Below are 17,244 nucleotides of genomic sequence, written 5' to 3'. Positions count from 1 at the left end.
ATTGAAGAAGATTGCTTGATTGTTTGATTTAGAAGGGAGTCAGCCGTCCTGGCGACTCCTTTCTTCTTTCCCCAACCACATACTTTATAACCCAAACATGACACTAAAAAAACTCAGCTTCCTGGCGCTTGCGGCAGTTATGATGGCGTCCTGCCAGACCAAGAAACCGGAATCCGGCACTCCAGCCACAGCGACTGTACAACCGGTCCTCCAGGATACTGTTGGCTGGAAGATCGACACCCTTTCGACCGGCTTTATCAAGTATAACTACACCAGCTATTATGAGCCCTTTGCCTCGGCGCAAATCGTGAATGTACTGGAAGTGGACCTTGCATCAGGCAAGTATGATCTGGTGCTGGACAATGTGTTCCCGGAGGATTCCTTGTCGGCTGTAGCGGAAGCACACGAGCCGGCCCTGGCGGCCATCAACGGCACCTATTACGAGCTCGTGGAGAACGGGCAATCTTCGTCCTTTTTCAAGGCGGATAACGAGATCAAAACATCGGTGACCATACCGGCCGATCACAGGCTTTTCTGGAAGCATGAAGGGGCTTTTTATTACGACGCCGCTAACAAGCAAATGGGTATAGCCTATGGCGATAATGCTTCCTATAGCCAGATGCCCTATGCCAACATCATTTCCGGCTCGCCGATGCTCATCTTCGACTACAATCCTGTCGGCGAAACCTTTGCCAAATCACAGGAGAAGCCCCTGGAACAGCTAGATTACGAACATCCAGACCGGCACCAGGGGGTACGTCACCCGCGCACGGCCATTGCCACCTTAGACAAGGGGCGGGTGTTGCTCATCACCGTCGATGGGCGTCACAGAGGCAAGTCTGAGGGTATGTCGGCCAAAGAGTTGACCCAGTTCATACAGAAATACTTTAACCCGGACTACGCCCTGAACCTGGACGGCGGTGGCTCTACCACCATGTGGATTAATGGAGAAGGCGTGATAAATTACCCGACCGATAATAAGCGCTTCGACCACTACGGGCAGCGCCGGATACGCAATTACATCATGGTTACTACCAAAGAAGGCAATGCGTCGTCTTCGATAGGTAGATAGCATTTTTGACAAAAGATAACCGATGAAACTGAAGAAATTTACTTACTTGTTACTGGCCGGCTTGCTGTGCTTTGGCGCAGAACTACAGGCCCAGTCCGTAAAGAAAGCAGAAGAGAAAGTGAAGCTGCCGGACATCCCGGGCTACCAGACCCTGAAATGTGATTTCCACATGCACACGGTCTTTTCGGACGGGCACGTGTGGCCGTCCTTCCGGCTGTATGAGGCAAACCGCGACGGACTGGATGCCATCTCGATCACCGAGCATATCGACTACGAAGGCTATCCGGACGAAATCAAAAAAGATTACAACAAGTCGCACCAGATCGCCACGGAGTCGGCGGCCAAGACCGATGTGCTTGTGATACAGGGGGTGGAGATCTCTCCCCGCGTGACGCCATATCACCACAATGCCCTGTTTGTAAAGGATGCCAACAAGTTGCCCGCTGATTACATGAAAGACGGGAAGAAAAAGTTTGTGATGAAGGATAACCCGACTGAAAAGCAGCTGCTGGCCCCGTTCCGCGATGCCAAAAAGCAGGGCGCCTTTATCTTTTACAACCACCCCAACTACCGGTGGTGGGACAAGGACAAGTATGGCCTGGACCTCTTCTCGGACCTGCACCGGAAAATGCTCGAAGAAGGGTTGCTGCACGGCGTGGAGGTGGTGAATTCGGGCATCTATAACCTGGAAGCCCACCGCATGGCCGAGAAGTATAACCTGACCATGTTCGCCAACTCCGACGAGCACCGGGACATCAGCTATACCTACCGCCACTCACACAGGCCGATGACGCTTGTCTTTGCAGCCGAACGCTCGGAGGATGGAATAAGGGAAGCGTTACAGGCGCGCCGCACAGCGGTATACTTCGACAATTACCTGGTGGGCCGTGAACAGGAGATGGATGCCTTCTTCAAAGCTTCGCTGGATATAAAGGCTGTGAAAAGCACCCAGCGCAACGTCGAGCCGGTCATCCTGATCCACATTCAAAACAACGCTGACATCCCCTATGACGTGGTATGCCAAAGTGATTACGACTTTGAGAACCTGCCGCTGGGCCGTATCACCCTCAAACCACATGAAACGACCACGCTTACCTTAAAAACCTTATGGCAGGAGCTGCAGGAAGTGCCGCTACGCTTTGAGGTGCAGAATGTGCTGGTTTCCCCGGAGAAGGCGCTCCAGACGGAGTTGCGGCTCAGAGTGACAGAGTAAAAAAGTACAGTACACTTATAACTAAATTCTGAAAGCGTGAAAAAGACGTTTAACGGCACATGGCTAGTGCTCCTTGTATACTTTGTGACAGCTATGGTTGCCATTGCCGCCCCGCCTGTAAAGGCTCCCAAACCCCTGAAGATTGGTTATGCGCTGGGGTTGACTAAGGTTACGGCGGAGCAGATGAAGTATGCCAAATCAGTTGGAGTGGATTACGTGGAGATTTCGTTGGGGGGCCTGATCGACGGCAACCGGAATTTCAAACTTAGTGATGAGGAGATGACCGAACTGATGCATAAGGCGAAAAGGGCAGCGGATGATGCCGGCATCAAAGTCTGGTCCATCCACATGCCCTTTGGCAAGCACATCGACCTATCCTTGACAGACGAAGCAGAGCGGCGGCAGGTGGTGGCCCTGCACCGGAAAGTGCTAGCATACTGCCAAATACTGCAGCCTGAAGTCATTCTTTTCCACCCGAGCTATTACCTGGGCCTGAATGAGCGGGAGGCCCGGAAGAAACAACTTGTCAAATCTGCTACCGAGTTGAACAAATCGGTTCGCAGCATGAAAGCGATGATGGTGATAGAAAACATGCTGGGACCCGAGCTGCTGGTAGATGCGGAGCGCGAGCGCCCGCTGTGTCGCACTGTGGAAGAGACCGTAGAGATCATGAACCGCCTGCCTAAAAATATTTACGCCGCCGTGGACATGAACCATATCAAGAACCCGGAGAACCTGATTCGCGCCCTGGGCAAGCGTTTGAAGTCGGTGCACATTGCAGACGGTACCGGGGAGGCTGAGAATCATTTTTTTCCATGCTCAGGGCAAGGCAGTAATAACTGGACGGAGATATTGGCCGCGCTGCACGAAGCCCGCTATACCGGCCCATTCATGTTCGAGAGTGCGTTTGAAGATGCCAGGGAACTGAAAGCTTGCTACGAAGCGATGCACAACGTTTATGTAGAAGAGAAGCAGTTGCAAAGTAGAAAATAAGGGTGAGCAGGGAACAGGGCGGCTGACGTGCAAGTATCGCCTCACTATCCTTTTGGGTAAAGTTTGCTGTTCCTTTTTGTTGGACTTTAATTATGGGATACCGCTGTGAGTCCTGTTTCGTTGATTCTAAAGGGATACAATCTGGTATGAGCCGGTAGATATACTATTTGGCTCGCTTATGCGCTGGAAATGAGTCGAATAAGCCTTGTGTTCGGCTCATGAACTACAATTGGTATCAACCCGGCTGCCTTGTCTGCACATGAAATTCAAACTTGCCGAAACCGGCCGCCCAATATTTCATTTACTACCGCCACTGCTGTTATACTGTTGATATGTGGAAAACCCTATTAGTTTTCCACATATCAACAGCCCCTTACCAGCGGTCTGCCAGCCTCAACGATAATAGCCCAAAGCTGCTTATAGGACCGGTGCACATGGTTTGCACTGGGGCCATATTCTGCTCATCATTTTGTCTTCACTTCATGCTATGAGCCGAAACACCCAATGGATTTGGCTGACGGGGAAATGGGAAATGTAGCTGAGTTGCCCTCGTTCGGCCTCTTTGAAGTCAAGTTGATGAGCTTACTAACCTGCCTTTTCCCTGACGGATACTAGTTGTAGTTGGGTATCTGGCAGGAGAATTAGCGGCCTACCCCCTGTAGCATGTAAGGCGCATTACTTCTTCCGCAAGGGGTGCGGATAGCACAAAATATTTAGATAAGTTAATATACTGTTATCTTAGGGTTAACATACAAGGCCTTATTTTGCGGTTTAAGACTCGTGCTAAACCATGACCTTTCAGGACTATACGGATGAGATGCTGCTTGATCTAATGCGGGATTCGGTGGAAGAGGCCTTCACCGAATTGTACCTGCGGTACTGGCGAAAACTTTATGCCACTTCCCTGAAGCGCATGAGTAGCGAGGATGATGCCAAGGACCTTATTCAGGAGCTATTTGTCAAGCTTTGGATCAGAAGAAGAGAGCTTCCGGATCATATGAAAGTTGCCGAATACCTTTACACAGCTTTGCGCTTCCGGATCATCAACTATATACAGGCCGATCAGGTTCGGATCAAGTACGCCAATACCCGCTTAGCTGAGATGCAACCAGACGTCTTCCCCGCAGAAGAGCCTTACCTGGCCCGGCAGGAGTTAGAAGCTTTGATTGAGGGGGCACTGGAAGGCATGCCGGAACGGATGCAGGAGGTGTTTCTGCTCAGTTATAAAAAAGGATTTACTCCAAAGGAAATTGCGGCTACCCTGTCTCTCTCTGTTCAAACAGTTAAAAATTACCTTACCAACGCCCGCATTTACTTGAAAGGCAGGATTGCCAGTGAAGACAGCGATTTGTATGCGCACTTGTTGATGGCCTGTGCATACGTTTTTGCCTCTTAACATAATCTTAACACCGGTTCTATAGTACGGTCATGAAGCTCAACTGATATAGAGGTAAAAGCACCAATATATCAGTGAACCCGAAACAGCAACAAGATTTATTTAAGCGGTACCTGAATGGTACGACAAGCCCTGAGGAGACGGCCTGGGTGGAGAAGTGGTATGCTGCTTTCGACAGCTCGGACACGAATACCCCGGAGGAAAGATTTTCATCACGTGCTGGGGAACAGATGCTGTCCGGCATCTTCAAGCAGATCAGAAAAACAAGGGTTATCCAGCTATGGCAGCAGGTAGGTCGCGTGGCCGCTGCCGTGCTGGTCATAGGGTTGGGTATCTGGGGCCTCTTCAGAGATACATACGAATCACCCGTACCGCAATACAGCTACATTTCCTCTGAGAGAGGCAAGCGCTTGAAAGTACTCCTGCCGGACAGCTCCACCGTCTGGCTGAATGAAAATACTACCTTAAAGTATACCCAGCGCAATTTTGGGAAGGAAGTGCGTGAAGTATGGCTCGAGAAGGGGGAAGCTTTCTTCGAGGTGAAGCGAAACGAGCAGGTACAGTTTGTGGTGCATACAGGCCCGGTGACGACCAGAGTGCTGGGCACAGCTTTCAATATCAGAAAATCAAACCAATTACATGACATTCAGGTGAGTGTTACGCAGGGGCGCGTTCAGGTCCATGGTCCTGAAAAGGTTATGGGCATTCTCGCCAAGGGTGAGGAGCTGAACTATGACCTGGAGTCCGGTGCCATTGCCCTGCGTGCTGTTAACCCCGCTTATACCGCAGCCTGGAAGCTGGGCCGACTGGAGGTAGTTGATGCTTCATTTGAAGAGTTGAGCGCTGCCTTTTACAGCCTCTATAACATAAGACTCACGTCAGGTAGCGCAAAGTTACAGAACTTAAGCTATACCCTCACTTTAGATAGAAGGCAAACTCCCGAAGCGGCAGCGGCTATTATTGCAGCGGTTCATGGTTTAAGCCACAGAAATGAGAATGGAGCATTGGTAATCTACTAGAACAAAACAGCCACTGCTAGTGCAAGTAGCAGTGGCTGTAAAAGAGAGGGTCGCCCAGGGCAAACCTCTCCTCAAAACGGAATGTTAAAATCCCACTTACAAATTTATGAAAAAAAAGTTACGCAGTTTTAGCTTTAAGCATGCGCTGCTGCATGCCTGCGTCCTGTTCTGTCTGTTGCTATCCCCGGGTGAGGCGGAAGCCTTTAAGGGGCAGGCGAAGGATGTGATGGAACGTAGCATCAGTATTTCTTTTCAAAAGGAGACCCTGCACAGCGCTCTGCAGCGGATCAAGCATCAGACAGGTACTCCCTTTGCCTATGATCCTGCTATCCTGCATCTGGACAGCTACCGTGCACCCGTGGTCAGTTTCAAAGATGCTGCGCTGTCAGAGGTGCTCAGCAAACTCCTTACACCTTACGGGATAGTCTTCAGCGAGCTCAATGGAACCATTATTCTGACTAAAGGAAAGGAAGGAGATAGCGAGCGTCAGCAGGATAGAGTATCAGGTAAAGTAACAGATGAGAGTGGTGTAGCCCTACCGGGGGTTACTGTGCTAGTGAAAGGAACAGCAAGGGGGACTAGTACGGCCATTGACGGTACTTTCAGCCTTGCTGCTCCTGGCAACACCGTTCTTGTTTTCAGTTATATCGGTTATGAATCTCAGGAAGTGCATTTCAATGGCCGGACGGTGGTGGACATTCAGCTGAAGCCGGATGTGACGGCCCTAAAGGAGTTGGTTGTAATCGGGTACGGCACGCAGAAGCGGGAAGACATCACCTCGGCCATTGGTTCCTTCAAGCCTACGATTGAAAACAGCCGGCCGGTATTAGGTCCCGATCAGATGCTACAAGGACGCATTGCGGGGGTGAACATCACGCCAGCCACCGGTCTGCCCGGGAGCGCCAGCCGGGTAAGCATCCGGGGCATTGGCTCCCTTTCGGCCAGCAATGAACCGCTCTATGTGGTAGACGGGATTCCGCTAAGCCCATCTGACGCTGACCTTGGAAATTTCTCGCAGCGTACAAACCCGCTCTCCTCTCTTAACCCCAACGATATCGAATCCATCGAAGTGCTAAAAGACGCAGCCTCTGCCTCGATATATGGTTCCAGGGCAACCAACGGTGTGGTGCTGATCACTACCAAAAAGGGCACAAAGGGAAAGTCCAGGGTTTCGCTGAACGCCTATACCGGTATGCATAACGTAGCCCGACTCGACAAATTGAAGATGGCAGGCTCTGACCTGTATGTGGAGGTCATCAATGAGGCCATCGACAATTATAACATGCAGAACGGGTATAGTCCTGAAAGCAGCAGTTTTGTCGAGCAGATACAAAACCCTTACCCGGGTCGGGGGGACACGGACTGGCTGGACCTCGTGCTACGCACTGCTTACAGCTCTAATATCAACATGGATTTCTCAGGGGGAACCGACAAGAGTACCTACTATATTTCTGGGGGCTATACCAACCAGCAGGGTACGGTGATCGATAACGTGTTCCGCAAGTATAATGCGAAGATCAGCCTTACCAATGAAGTGAAGCCCTGGCTAAACCTCGGCGTGAATACGAACTTCACATACAGCAGGGACAACCGGATTCCTGGAAGTTACTCCACCGGTACGAATGTGATCCCCAGAGCACTGGAACAGCGGCCTTTTGACCAGCCTTACAAACCTGATGGTTCTTACTATGTGGGGGGGACATCAGACCTGCTTAATCATAATCCATTGCAGGGAATAAAAGAGGAGAAGGTGTACCTGGACAACTACCGCATCCTGGGTAACTTTTTCGCTGAGTTCAGGCTTACGGATAACCTGCGCTTCAAATCTACCTTTGGTACCGACTGGATGTTTACCCAGGATTACGTCTACTACAAGCAAAGCCATCCCTATGGCACCGGGAAAGGAAGAATACTGGATGATAGGCGTACGCAAACCAACCTTTTGTTTGAAAACACAGCGAATTACAACAAACAGCTGGGCAGCCTTTCGTTGGACCTGCTGGCAGGCCATTCCTTTCAGCGCGTGACAACGTCCCTGATTGGAACGGACGGAAGAGGCTTCCCTTCCCCTTCGTTTGATGTCAATACCGTTGCTGCGGAGATCGCCAGCGCCTATACTAACCTCTATGGGGTATCCATGCAATCTTTTTACGGCAGGGCTAACCTGGGATGGGATCAGAAATACCTGCTGAACTTGTCCGTTCGGGCAGACGGATCCTCCAGGTTTTCACCGGAAAACAGGTATGGTTATTTTCCGGCCGCTTCTGCTGGTTGGGTACTATCAAAGGAGCCTTTCTGGGGCAATCCACAAACAGACCTCAAGCTTAGGGTCAGCTATGGCGCCACGGGTAACCTGGAGGGGGTAAACGCCTATGCCTACCAGGCCTTAACCGGAGGCGGGTACAACTATAATAACAGCAGCGGTATTGCTGTTACCAGCTTCGGAAACAGGGATCTCACCTGGGAAAAAGCCACTCAGTTTAACGGCGGAGTGGACCTGGGGCTACTTCGGGGTAAAATAAACCTTACAGCGGACTACTTCATCAAGAATACCAACAACCTGCTCTACAGCAAGCCTACTTACGGTACAACCGGCTTTACCAGTATCATCAGTAACATCGGTTCCATGCGAAATTGGGGGATTGAGTTAGGAATTAATACGCACACGGAACTTGGTCCGGTACGTTGGGACGCAGATTTGAATATTGCCGCCATCCGAAACAGGCTGACTTCTTTGCTGGACGATGATCCGCTGCTCATCGGCAGAACCCATGTGCTGAAGGTGGGGGAGGAAGTCGGTAGTTTCTATGTATACCGTCAGCTGGGCATCTATCAGACCGATGAGGAGGTACCTGAGAACCTGTACGCCAGCGGTATCAGAGCAGGGGACGTGAGGTATGAGGACGTGAACGGAGACGGCAAAATCGATCTGAATGACCGCCAGATTGTGGGATCCGCCAACCCTGACTTCTCGGGAGGCTTCAATAACACCTTCAGGTACAAAAACTTTGACCTGAGTATTTTTACAACTTTCTCTTATGGCAACAAGGTGTATGAAACTTGGACAGGGGGCTACCGGCTCGGTAATGGTCTCTGGCCAATGCTTGAGTCAGAGGCTCTGAACAGGTGGACAGGTCCTGGCACCAGCAACACTACGCCTCGCGCCATTTGGGGGAATACGGTGAACTCTTCCTCGGCCTACTCTACCCGTTTCCTACATGACGGCTCATACCTGCGGTTCAGGACCGTAAGCCTGGGGTACAACCTGCCCGAAACACTTCTCAGTAAAGCCAGCATCAGTCAGATGAGGGTATACGTGCAGGCAGACAACCCTTTGCTGCTCACCTCCTATCCGCTCCTGGATCCGGAGGTAAACATTAGCCTGAGTCCGAGCACCATGGGGGAGGACTTCCTGCTGCTGCCTCAGCCCAGGTCTTTTATCATTGGTGTCAATATTGGATTCTAAAAGAATAGCATGAACATGAAAAAGATATGTAGCATTTTAGTTTGCGGCGCCGGGCTCGCTCTTGCCGGCTGTGATAAGGAGCTGGACATGTACCCGCACTCCTCTGTTGCCACCGAGTCGCTGACGGAGGATGATATTGAGGCATTTGTGAATGGTGTGTACAACCGGGTGCAGAATGCTCCTACTAACACCTCCTACGTCCTGTTCGATATACTGGGCGGCAATATGGTCAGAGGCGGAGCTTCAGGACTGGGAGGATATAAGGAGATGATAAATGATATTCTGCAGCCGGAAAACGGCAACATCGCCTCCCAGTGGAACGGTTACTACTCAGCCTTGTACCAGGTAAACAACCTGATCGAGGTGGCAGGGGGCTTGCCGGAGTCGGAACAGAAGAAGCAGGTTTTGGGCATCGCCCACTACTTCAGGGGCTATATTTACTTGAACTTGGTTACGCGTTGGGGCGGTGTACCAGTGATCTCTCAGAATACGCAGGAGAAACTGCCGAGAAACTCAGAAGCGGAGACCTGGGCATTTATAGAGCAGGAGCTCAGCTTCGCCATAGATAATGCCCCGGCCTATGCTTCAGGCAGTTACTATGTATCGCGTGAGGCCGCACAAGCCCTTCTGGCCAGAACCAAGTTGGCTCAAGGAAAGAATGAGGAGGCTGCCGCTTTGGCGGAGGATCTAATCAACAGCGGCACATTTTCGCTGGATGACTTTGGAAAAATCTTCAGGGGTCAGCAGAACCGGGAGGTGATCTTCAGTTTCAGGAATCAGACAGAGGAGTCAAGCATCAATCTCAGCACGCTGTTCTATACCTATGCGCATCCTACAAAAGGGAGCTATAACTACAAGCCCTCTCCGGAAGTGATGAATCTGTTCAGCGCAGAGGACAAGAGAAGGACTGCCTCCATTGACACGTACGCTGACCTGGAAGTCATTAATAAGTACCCGAGCGGTCAGGCCGGTACCGATCCGATCGTGATTAGCAGGCTCGCGGAAATGTACCTGATCAGTGCAGAGGCCCAGGGGCTTGAGGGGCTGCCACGCCTCAATGAGCTCAGAAGGGCCAGGGGATTGGATGTAGTTCAATCGGGAAGTGAGGCTGAATACCTGGAGCTTGTCTTACTGGAGAGAAGAAGAGAGCTGCTGGCTGAAGGCTTCAGATGGTATGATTTGGTAAGGCTCGGAAGGGCACAGGAGGAAATCGGGTTGAGCAAGGCGCAGTTAAAGCTTCCCATTCCTGCCAGAGAATTGTTTCTCAATAGCTTACTAAACCAGAATCCTGGGTACTAATCTTATTTATCTATTTCAGAAAAAATTAGAAATGAAACTGAGCCTAAATTTATTATTTCTCCTACTCTGTGGTTTGGCTTGTGCCGGATGCGAGGAGGAGGATATTATACAAAAGAAAAAGACCTATGATTACCAATCGGAGGTAGCTCAGCTGGTCGCAGACAGCTCCGGGATTGTCAGTGAGGTATTTACTGATACTGCTTTTACCGTGGTGCCAGGAGTAGAGCAAATCGAGATGCACTTTCTGGATATGAGGGGCTATACGACCCGGTTGTTCATACAGCGGATAGACCTGAACACACCAGGACTAAGCCTGGAGGTTGGAACCCCTTATGATCTGCCTTCCTATGGTTCCTCGCAGACAGTGGCAGAGATGGCCAGGTATGCCGACAAGCCCGGACACCGGGTGGTAGGAGGCGTTAACGGAGATTTTTATGATATTTCGAATTTCGTGCCGCGGGGCCCGCTTCATAAGAATGGGGAAATCATCAAGGACCGGTTCACGCCAACCGCAGCACTTCCTCAGCAGGCGCTCAGCTTTTTCGGTATCCTCAATGACGGAAAGCCACACATCGGTTACACAAGAGAGTATGAGAATTATAAGTCTCGACTCACGGAAGCAACAGGTGGAGGCGTGCTTCTGATGAAGGACAGCCGCGTGGTTGACAATTCACAGTTCCCGCAGATTGACCCTAGGATTGCCATTGGCTATACGGCGGAAAATATCATCTACTTCGTGGTGGTAGATGGGCGTAAGTTTCACTACTCCAACGGCATGTCCTATGAGTATCTTTCCAAATTGTTTCGTTCACTCGACGTGCACAGTGCACTGAACCTGGATGGGGGAGGCTCATCGACGATGATGATTTATAATGCGCTGGGAGGCGTGTGGCAAATGCGGAACCAGTCTTCCGATGGGAAAGCAAGAGCAGTGTCTAACGCTTGGCTGGTTATTTCGGACCAGCCTTAGTTTGGTAAGCAGATAAATTAAAGGAACACATGAAAAGAATTACAATACTACTTGTTCTTATGGTGGCTGTCCTGTCATTCTCCTGCGAAAAGGATGAGCCGTACAAGGCAACAGCAGACAGGCTTCTGGTGACTTCCATCACGCCTGCCACCGGTACAGCAAAAGCTATCGTCTTCATCAACGGCAAGAACTTTAGCAAGGTGCGCTCAGAGAATGTTGTGAAGTTTAACGGAACAGAAGCCATTGTGCTGGAGGCCTCCCCCTCGCAGTTGCAGGTCGTGGCACCGGAGCGCGCTGAGACGGGAGCGATTACGGTTATAGTGAATGGAGTGGAGATGAAGGGGCCTGTGTTTACCTATACCGAAGCCGTTTCTCATTATTTTGTAAGCACTGTTGCCGGGGGAGGCAGCACCTTCGGCTTCATTGATGGGCAGGGTACAGAGGCCAGGTTCAGAAACCCTGACGGGGTAGTCTTCGACAAAGCAGGAAACCTGATCATTACCGACAGAACGAACCACAGCATCCGGAGAATGACACCTGATGGACAGGTGACCACCATAGCCGGTAACGGGGTGGCTGGTTTCGCTGATGGCATACCTGGTCAGTTCACTTTCCCATGGCAGTGTGCCATTGATACAGATGGTAATGTCATTGTGGTGGAGAAGGACGGGGGGCGTATTCGCAAGATTGGCCCGGACGGCACGGTTAGTACCCTGGCAGGGCCGCGCAAGAGCGGAACCAATGTGGGGTATATGGATGGGCCGGCTGAAAGTGCCAGACTCAACAACCCGCTTGATGCGGTGGTCGACAAGGATGGAAATACCTTTATTGCTGACCGCAACAACAAAAGAATACGAAAGCTTTCTCCGGACGGGGTAGTAAGCACCGTGGCCGGTGACGGTACTGCTGATATCTTAAAGAATCCCTTGTCGCTGGACATAGACGCCCATGGCAATCTGATTGTGGCGGATGCCAACTGGATAAAGAAGATCACTCCGGCAGGGGAGATAAGCATTATCGCCGGAACGGGTACAAAGGGCTTTAGCAACGGTGTGCCCGGGCAACCCCTGACAGCCCAACTTGGTGATATTTTTGGACTGACGATCGATCAGAGCGGGAACATCCTATTCGCTGATGCCTCGAACCACATGATACGCATGCTCAAAGCCAGCCCTGGTGGGGATTATAGCACAGGCACGGTCAGCACCATAGCGGGCACAGGTGCAAGCGGCAGGGGGGATGGCTTTGGCAATCAGGCTACCTTTAATGCGCCTTATGATGTTGCCGTCGCTCCTGACGGAACAATTTATGTTGCCGACAACCTTAATCACCTGATCCGAAAAATCACAAGGAAATAATTTATGCCTAGAGGCAAACTGTAAAGAAGCGTCTTGCTTGAAGTTAACGGAAGTTAAATATTCAGCTAAAGGTCTGATGCGGGAAGATGTTTTGATTGATTTTACTAACCGCACTCTGGCAATGACTGGTGTTCAGGACGCTGTTGCTGCGTACAGTGACAGTTATATTCCTGAACCCAGCATTGCTGATGTAAGAGCTGATTCAAGAGAAAGCAGACTTTAGTCCCCTGCAGGACAGGATCTTCTGTATTCCCATTGTGAACCTAGGTAAGCCGGAGGCCGAGCAGCTCATCGGCGGGTTCCAGCGCGAGTCCCGGCCGGTGGCCCTGGAGCCGGTTTTTACCACGGAGAACTCCCTAGTGCCAGGACAGTTGCGACAGTTCCGGCGCAGGGGCTTCAGGATATGGGTCAACTCCCTGTGGACGAGCCTAAACGCTGGCCACGATAATGATTAATAGGAAACGGAGAAGGAGGCCAGCCTTGGCTGGATCGTAGGGAAAGAGGCCAACATGATTCAGACCGATCGGCACTCCTGGTATACCCAGGCACAAAAAGCTTCCTGATTTAGGAACGGCAGCAAGTTCCTAACGAGCTGATAAGCATTTGAAATACTTAAACCCACATGCCCAGCCATGAGATAGGACCTGTAATATTGCCGTCATAGGGCATATATAAAATTACCTGCTTCTTTTACGGCTAAAATCCTAAAAGTAAGCCACTGGCCAGAATTTCTTAATGGGCAGCTAAGATTCGTGATATTATAAGGAATGGTGATGTAGCCGCAGACTCCAGCTGGACAATGCCTTGAGTTTAAGCATAATAATTTGGTAAAGTTATAACGGTATTTTCTTTAGTTACTCCTATTACTTTTACACGGAAGTCATATGAACCATGGTTGAACCAAGCTGTATATCTACTAGATGGGTAAATCCCAGCAGAAGCGGAATAGCATTGTTTGACAGCCCTAGAACCTGCTGTGCCTTCCATATTGTAACATTTGTGCGACGTGGTGACAGAAGCCTTGGGAAAAGGGCAGCCCAAGCTTTCAGACCAAAGGTGTTTTTCCCAAGAAGCTAGGCTGAACAGCTTAACGGAAGCCATGCGCTCAACTTATAAATATGATCAACAGAAAAATACGCCGCTTAAGTCTAATCCCAAAGCCTATGTAGCACCATAAAAACAAAGCCAGCAGGAGTCCTGCTGGCTTCTCGGCAGATAGAAAAGTTTCTCAGGCTACGCTATCTGTCTCAGCTTCAATGTCATTAAAACATTAAAACACGTCAAATTTATGAAAAAAAGTTTACACGTCATCTGTAAGCTCAGCAAATTCGCTTTGGTCGGATCTGTGCTACAGGTAGCTTTTTTAACTTACGCGTATGCTGATTCCTCCAGGCCCCGAGAAGTACTGAAGTCGGTTGAGGGCTCAAGCACGGAGAGTCAGCTAAACCTTTCCAGTCCTATTGGGCTAGCCTTGCAAGCGGAGGAACCCTCCGGCGGCAACCGCATGAAAGGCAACCTTTTTAATTTGACAGGCCAGCAAGCGCCTGTCAGCGGGAGAGTCACCGATCAGGCGGGTGTGCCGCTACCTGGGGTTACCGTGATTGTGAAAGGCACCACCACTGGTACCACAACGGACCTGGAGGGCAGGTATACGCTTACCGTACCTGAAAACAGTACGCTTGTGTTCTCCTTCATAGGATATTTGTCGAAGGAAGTGGTGGTGGGGAACCAGGGGCGTATCGATATTACCTTAGCCGAAAATGTGTCTGCACTGGATGAGGTCGTGGTTGTGGGGTACGGTACCGTGAAAAAGCGGGACCTGACAGGATCGGTGGCCAGTATAAAAGGAGAGGAACTGACCGCTTTTCCCGTGCCTGATCCGATCATGGCCCTGCAGGGGCGTGCCTCTGGGGTGCAGATTTCCCAGAACACCGGCGCTCCCGATGGCGACTATACCATTCGTATCCGTGGGGTCAACTCCATTCTTGGGAATAACTCCCCCTTATTTATCGTAGACGGGATTCCTTTTGATTCCTATGCGCTAAACTCCTATGATATTGAGTCTATAGAGATACTTAAAGATGCCTCTGCTACTGCTATTTATGGTTCCCGTGGCGCCAACGGCGTAATCTTGGTAACAACAAAAAGAGGAAGAGAAGGCCAGGCTAACATCTCCTACAACTTTGACTACGGGCTTCAGTCCCCCATCAAGAAATTGGAGCTGATGGATGCGCAGGAGTGGGCGCGCTTTTACAACGAATACCTGGTGAACGCGAAGATCCTGGAAGAGGCTCCCTTTAGTGAGACGGAGATTGCCGGCATGGGCAAGGGGACCGACTGGCAGGATTTGATGCTACAGGATGCCCCAATCAGTAATCACAACCTGACTTTTTCAGGGGGCTCTGAAAGAATGCGGTATTTTGTCAGTGCCTCCGCACTCCTGAGGGACGGGATGATTGAGAACAGTTCTTTTGACAAGTACAACGTCCGGTCTACCCTGGACTTCTCACCAAACAGGCTCGTCGATGTGTCCCTGCAGATGGGGTATTCTTCCATAGACCGGATGAATCAGTCCAATGGGGGAGGGCATGGGGGTTCGTCCATGTTCAGCGCCCTTTATTCAGCGTCTCCCCTGTTTACCCCCTATGATGATAATGGGGACTACAAGGATTTGCGCTCCTGGTTTTCGTGGTCTTCACACGAGATCAGGAACCCGGTCATGATAGCCAATGAGACTTCCTACCGTACCGTTACCAATTTGAGTAATGTCAACGCTTCTGTGAGCCTTAAGCCGTTAGAGGGCTTGTCCATCAAATCTACCCTCGGGCTTCAGGCCTCTGACGGAAGGTATGATGGCTATACCACGTCCAGGTATATCTACCAGAATAACAGTGCCTCTGTCAACCACCAGCGCGCGATGAGCATCGTGAACGAGAATATAGCCAACTACAAGCTGGCCATCGGTAATACACACAACTTTGATATTCTGGGAGGGTTTACATACCAGCAGGCCGTCAACAAATCCATTGCGGCCTCCGGAAACACCTTCCTCTCGGACGTACCCCTCACCAATGCGCTGGGCTCTGCCGGTACGGTAAACACGCCCAACACAGGTTATTCCAAATGGGCTTTGATGTCGTATCTGGGGCGTCTTAACTATTCTTATAAGGGGAAATACCTCGCCACGGCCAGCATACGCGCCGACGGTTCCAGCAGGTACTCCCCGGGGCAACGGTGGGGATATTTCCCTTCGGGGGCCTTGGCCTGGAATGTGTCGGAGGAGCCATTCCTGAAAGATGCGGCGGCCTTATCCGAGCTGAAGCTGCGTACCAGCTTCGGGCAGACGGGCTCGACGGCAATCGACCCCTACTCGACCCAGGTCCTTCTCAGATCAGGGAAGACGGCCACTGGAAACGGGAACTACACCTACTACGCTCCCGGCACAACATATCCTGAACCTTTGAAATGGGAGACAACGACGCAATGGGATATTGGTTTTGACCTGGGCTTCTTTAACCAGCGACTCGAGATCACGGCGGACTACTATCAGAAGAACACCACCGATCTGTTGAACACGGTTTTTCTGCCAACCTCTTCCGGATTCACTTCGACGACGCGTAACATCGGGCGGATGAACAACCGTGGGGTTGAGCTGACGGTGGCCGGTCGCCTGGTGGAGAAACAGGACCTGCAGGTAAAGTCCTCCCTTAACATCTCACGCAATAAAAATGAGGTGGTCGAGCTGGCCAACGGAGACGACATTCTGGGGGCCACGCATACAAGCTTCGGCGCGGGCTCCATCACGATTATCCGGGAAGGAGAGCCGCTGGGTGCCTTCTACCTTTACAAGGACGCTGGCCTGGATGAGACCGGTCAGCTGTCCTACGAGGACCTGAACGGGGATGGGAAGTACACCGATGTAGACGACCGCTATATCGCAGGGTCTCCTTACCCTGATTTTACCTACGGCTTTAACACAGACGTGACTTACAAGAACTGGGCAGTGAATGTGTTCCTGCAGGGAAGCTATGGGAATGATGTCTTCAACCTGAGTGAGATGCGAAACTACAGCTATAGCCAGGGGATGAACGTGGAGCGGAAAGTGTACCACGAGAGCTGGAGAGAGGGACAGGACAACTCCAATGCAAATTACCCGAGGATTGAAAGGGTAGGACCGCAGAAATACTCTGACCGTTACCTGGAGGATGGCTCTTACCTGCGCCTGAAAAACATCAGCCTGGCCTATTTTATTCCGATACAGAACAGCCTGTCGTGGGTGAAGGGACTGAATGTATTCGTGAGCGCGCAGAACTACCTGACCCTCACGAAATATACGGGCGTGGATCCGGAGGTTAGCTCTAAGGGAGGGGATGTAAACAGCGGTATCGATCACTTTACCTATCCCAATACCAAGATGGTCACATTTGGCGCCAAGGTTCAATTCTAATCTGAAGATAC

General features: G+C 50.9%; 12 protein-coding genes. All 12 read left to right on the top strand.

The window, feature by feature from the left end; translation table 11 throughout:
* Nucleotides 1-97 precede the first annotated feature (97 nt).
* The 12 genes from C8N40_RS11800 to C8N40_RS11750 all read left to right on the top strand — a co-directional run bounded on the left by C8N40_RS11800 (nucleotide 98) and on the right by C8N40_RS11750 (nucleotide 17,233).
* Nucleotides 98-1,072 carry a phosphodiester glycosidase family protein gene (locus C8N40_RS11800; protein WP_108211962.1) on the top strand — a complete coding sequence of 325 codons (975 nt, stop codon included), beginning with the start codon at nucleotides 98-100 and terminating at the stop codon, nucleotides 1,070-1,072.
* A 22-nt stretch (nucleotides 1,073-1,094) separates the two neighbouring features.
* The gene (locus tag C8N40_RS11795; RefSeq protein WP_108211961.1) at nucleotides 1,095-2,285 is read left to right on the top strand and encodes an Sb-PDE family phosphodiesterase; all 1,191 of its coding nucleotides are present in this window, start codon (nucleotides 1,095-1,097) and stop codon (nucleotides 2,283-2,285) included.
* Between the two features lie 36 nt (nucleotides 2,286-2,321).
* A complete protein-coding gene (locus C8N40_RS11790; protein WP_108211960.1) occupies nucleotides 2,322-3,278 on the top strand; it encodes a sugar phosphate isomerase/epimerase family protein in 957 nt (318 codons plus the stop codon).
* Nucleotides 3,279-4,068: 790 nt separating this feature from the next.
* Nucleotides 4,069-4,674: an RNA polymerase sigma factor gene (locus C8N40_RS11785; RefSeq protein ID WP_108211959.1), complete on the top strand. Its 606-nt coding sequence runs from the start codon at nucleotides 4,069-4,071 to the stop codon at nucleotides 4,672-4,674.
* Between the two features lie 74 nt (nucleotides 4,675-4,748).
* On the top strand, nucleotides 4,749-5,693 hold the full coding sequence (locus C8N40_RS11780) for a FecR family protein (protein ID WP_108211958.1): 945 nt from the start codon (nucleotides 4,749-4,751) through the stop codon (nucleotides 5,691-5,693).
* A gap of 106 nt (nucleotides 5,694-5,799) precedes the next feature.
* Complete coding sequence (locus C8N40_RS11775; protein ID WP_108211957.1) at nucleotides 5,800-9,159, top strand: TonB-dependent receptor; 3,360 nt, start codon at nucleotides 5,800-5,802, stop codon at nucleotides 9,157-9,159.
* 15 nt (nucleotides 9,160-9,174) lie between these two features.
* Nucleotides 9,175-10,458 carry a RagB/SusD family nutrient uptake outer membrane protein gene (locus tag C8N40_RS11770; RefSeq protein WP_108212079.1) on the top strand — a complete coding sequence of 428 codons (1,284 nt, stop codon included), beginning with the start codon at nucleotides 9,175-9,177 and terminating at the stop codon, nucleotides 10,456-10,458.
* Nucleotides 10,459-10,666: 208 nt separating this feature from the next.
* On the top strand, nucleotides 10,667-11,428 hold the full coding sequence (locus C8N40_RS11765; RefSeq protein WP_211318094.1) for a phosphodiester glycosidase family protein: 762 nt from the start codon (nucleotides 10,667-10,669) through the stop codon (nucleotides 11,426-11,428).
* Between the two features lie 29 nt (nucleotides 11,429-11,457).
* Nucleotides 11,458-12,786: an IPT/TIG domain-containing protein gene (locus tag C8N40_RS11760; protein ID WP_108211955.1), complete on the top strand. Its 1,329-nt coding sequence runs from the start codon at nucleotides 11,458-11,460 to the stop codon at nucleotides 12,784-12,786.
* A gap of 37 nt (nucleotides 12,787-12,823) precedes the next feature.
* Nucleotides 12,824-13,009, top strand: a complete 186-nt coding sequence (locus C8N40_RS22435; RefSeq protein WP_146173559.1) for a hypothetical protein — start codon at nucleotides 12,824-12,826, stop codon at nucleotides 13,007-13,009.
* 34 nt (nucleotides 13,010-13,043) lie between these two features.
* Nucleotides 13,044-13,241, top strand: coding sequence for a hypothetical protein (locus C8N40_RS23430; protein ID WP_170114086.1), 198 nt, complete (start codon nucleotides 13,044-13,046; stop codon nucleotides 13,239-13,241).
* Nucleotides 13,242-14,257: 1,016 nt separating this feature from the next.
* A complete protein-coding gene (locus C8N40_RS11750) occupies nucleotides 14,258-17,233 on the top strand; it encodes a SusC/RagA family TonB-linked outer membrane protein (RefSeq protein WP_211318093.1) in 2,976 nt (991 codons plus the stop codon).
* The last annotated feature ends 11 nt before the right edge of the window (nucleotides 17,234-17,244 follow it).

The organism is Pontibacter mucosus, from assembly GCF_003054055.1.
GTDB lineage: Bacteria > Bacteroidota > Bacteroidia > Cytophagales > Hymenobacteraceae > Pontibacter > Pontibacter mucosus.
Note: the sequence above shows the minus strand (reverse complement) of the source record. Positions and strands in the feature narration are given on the sequence as shown.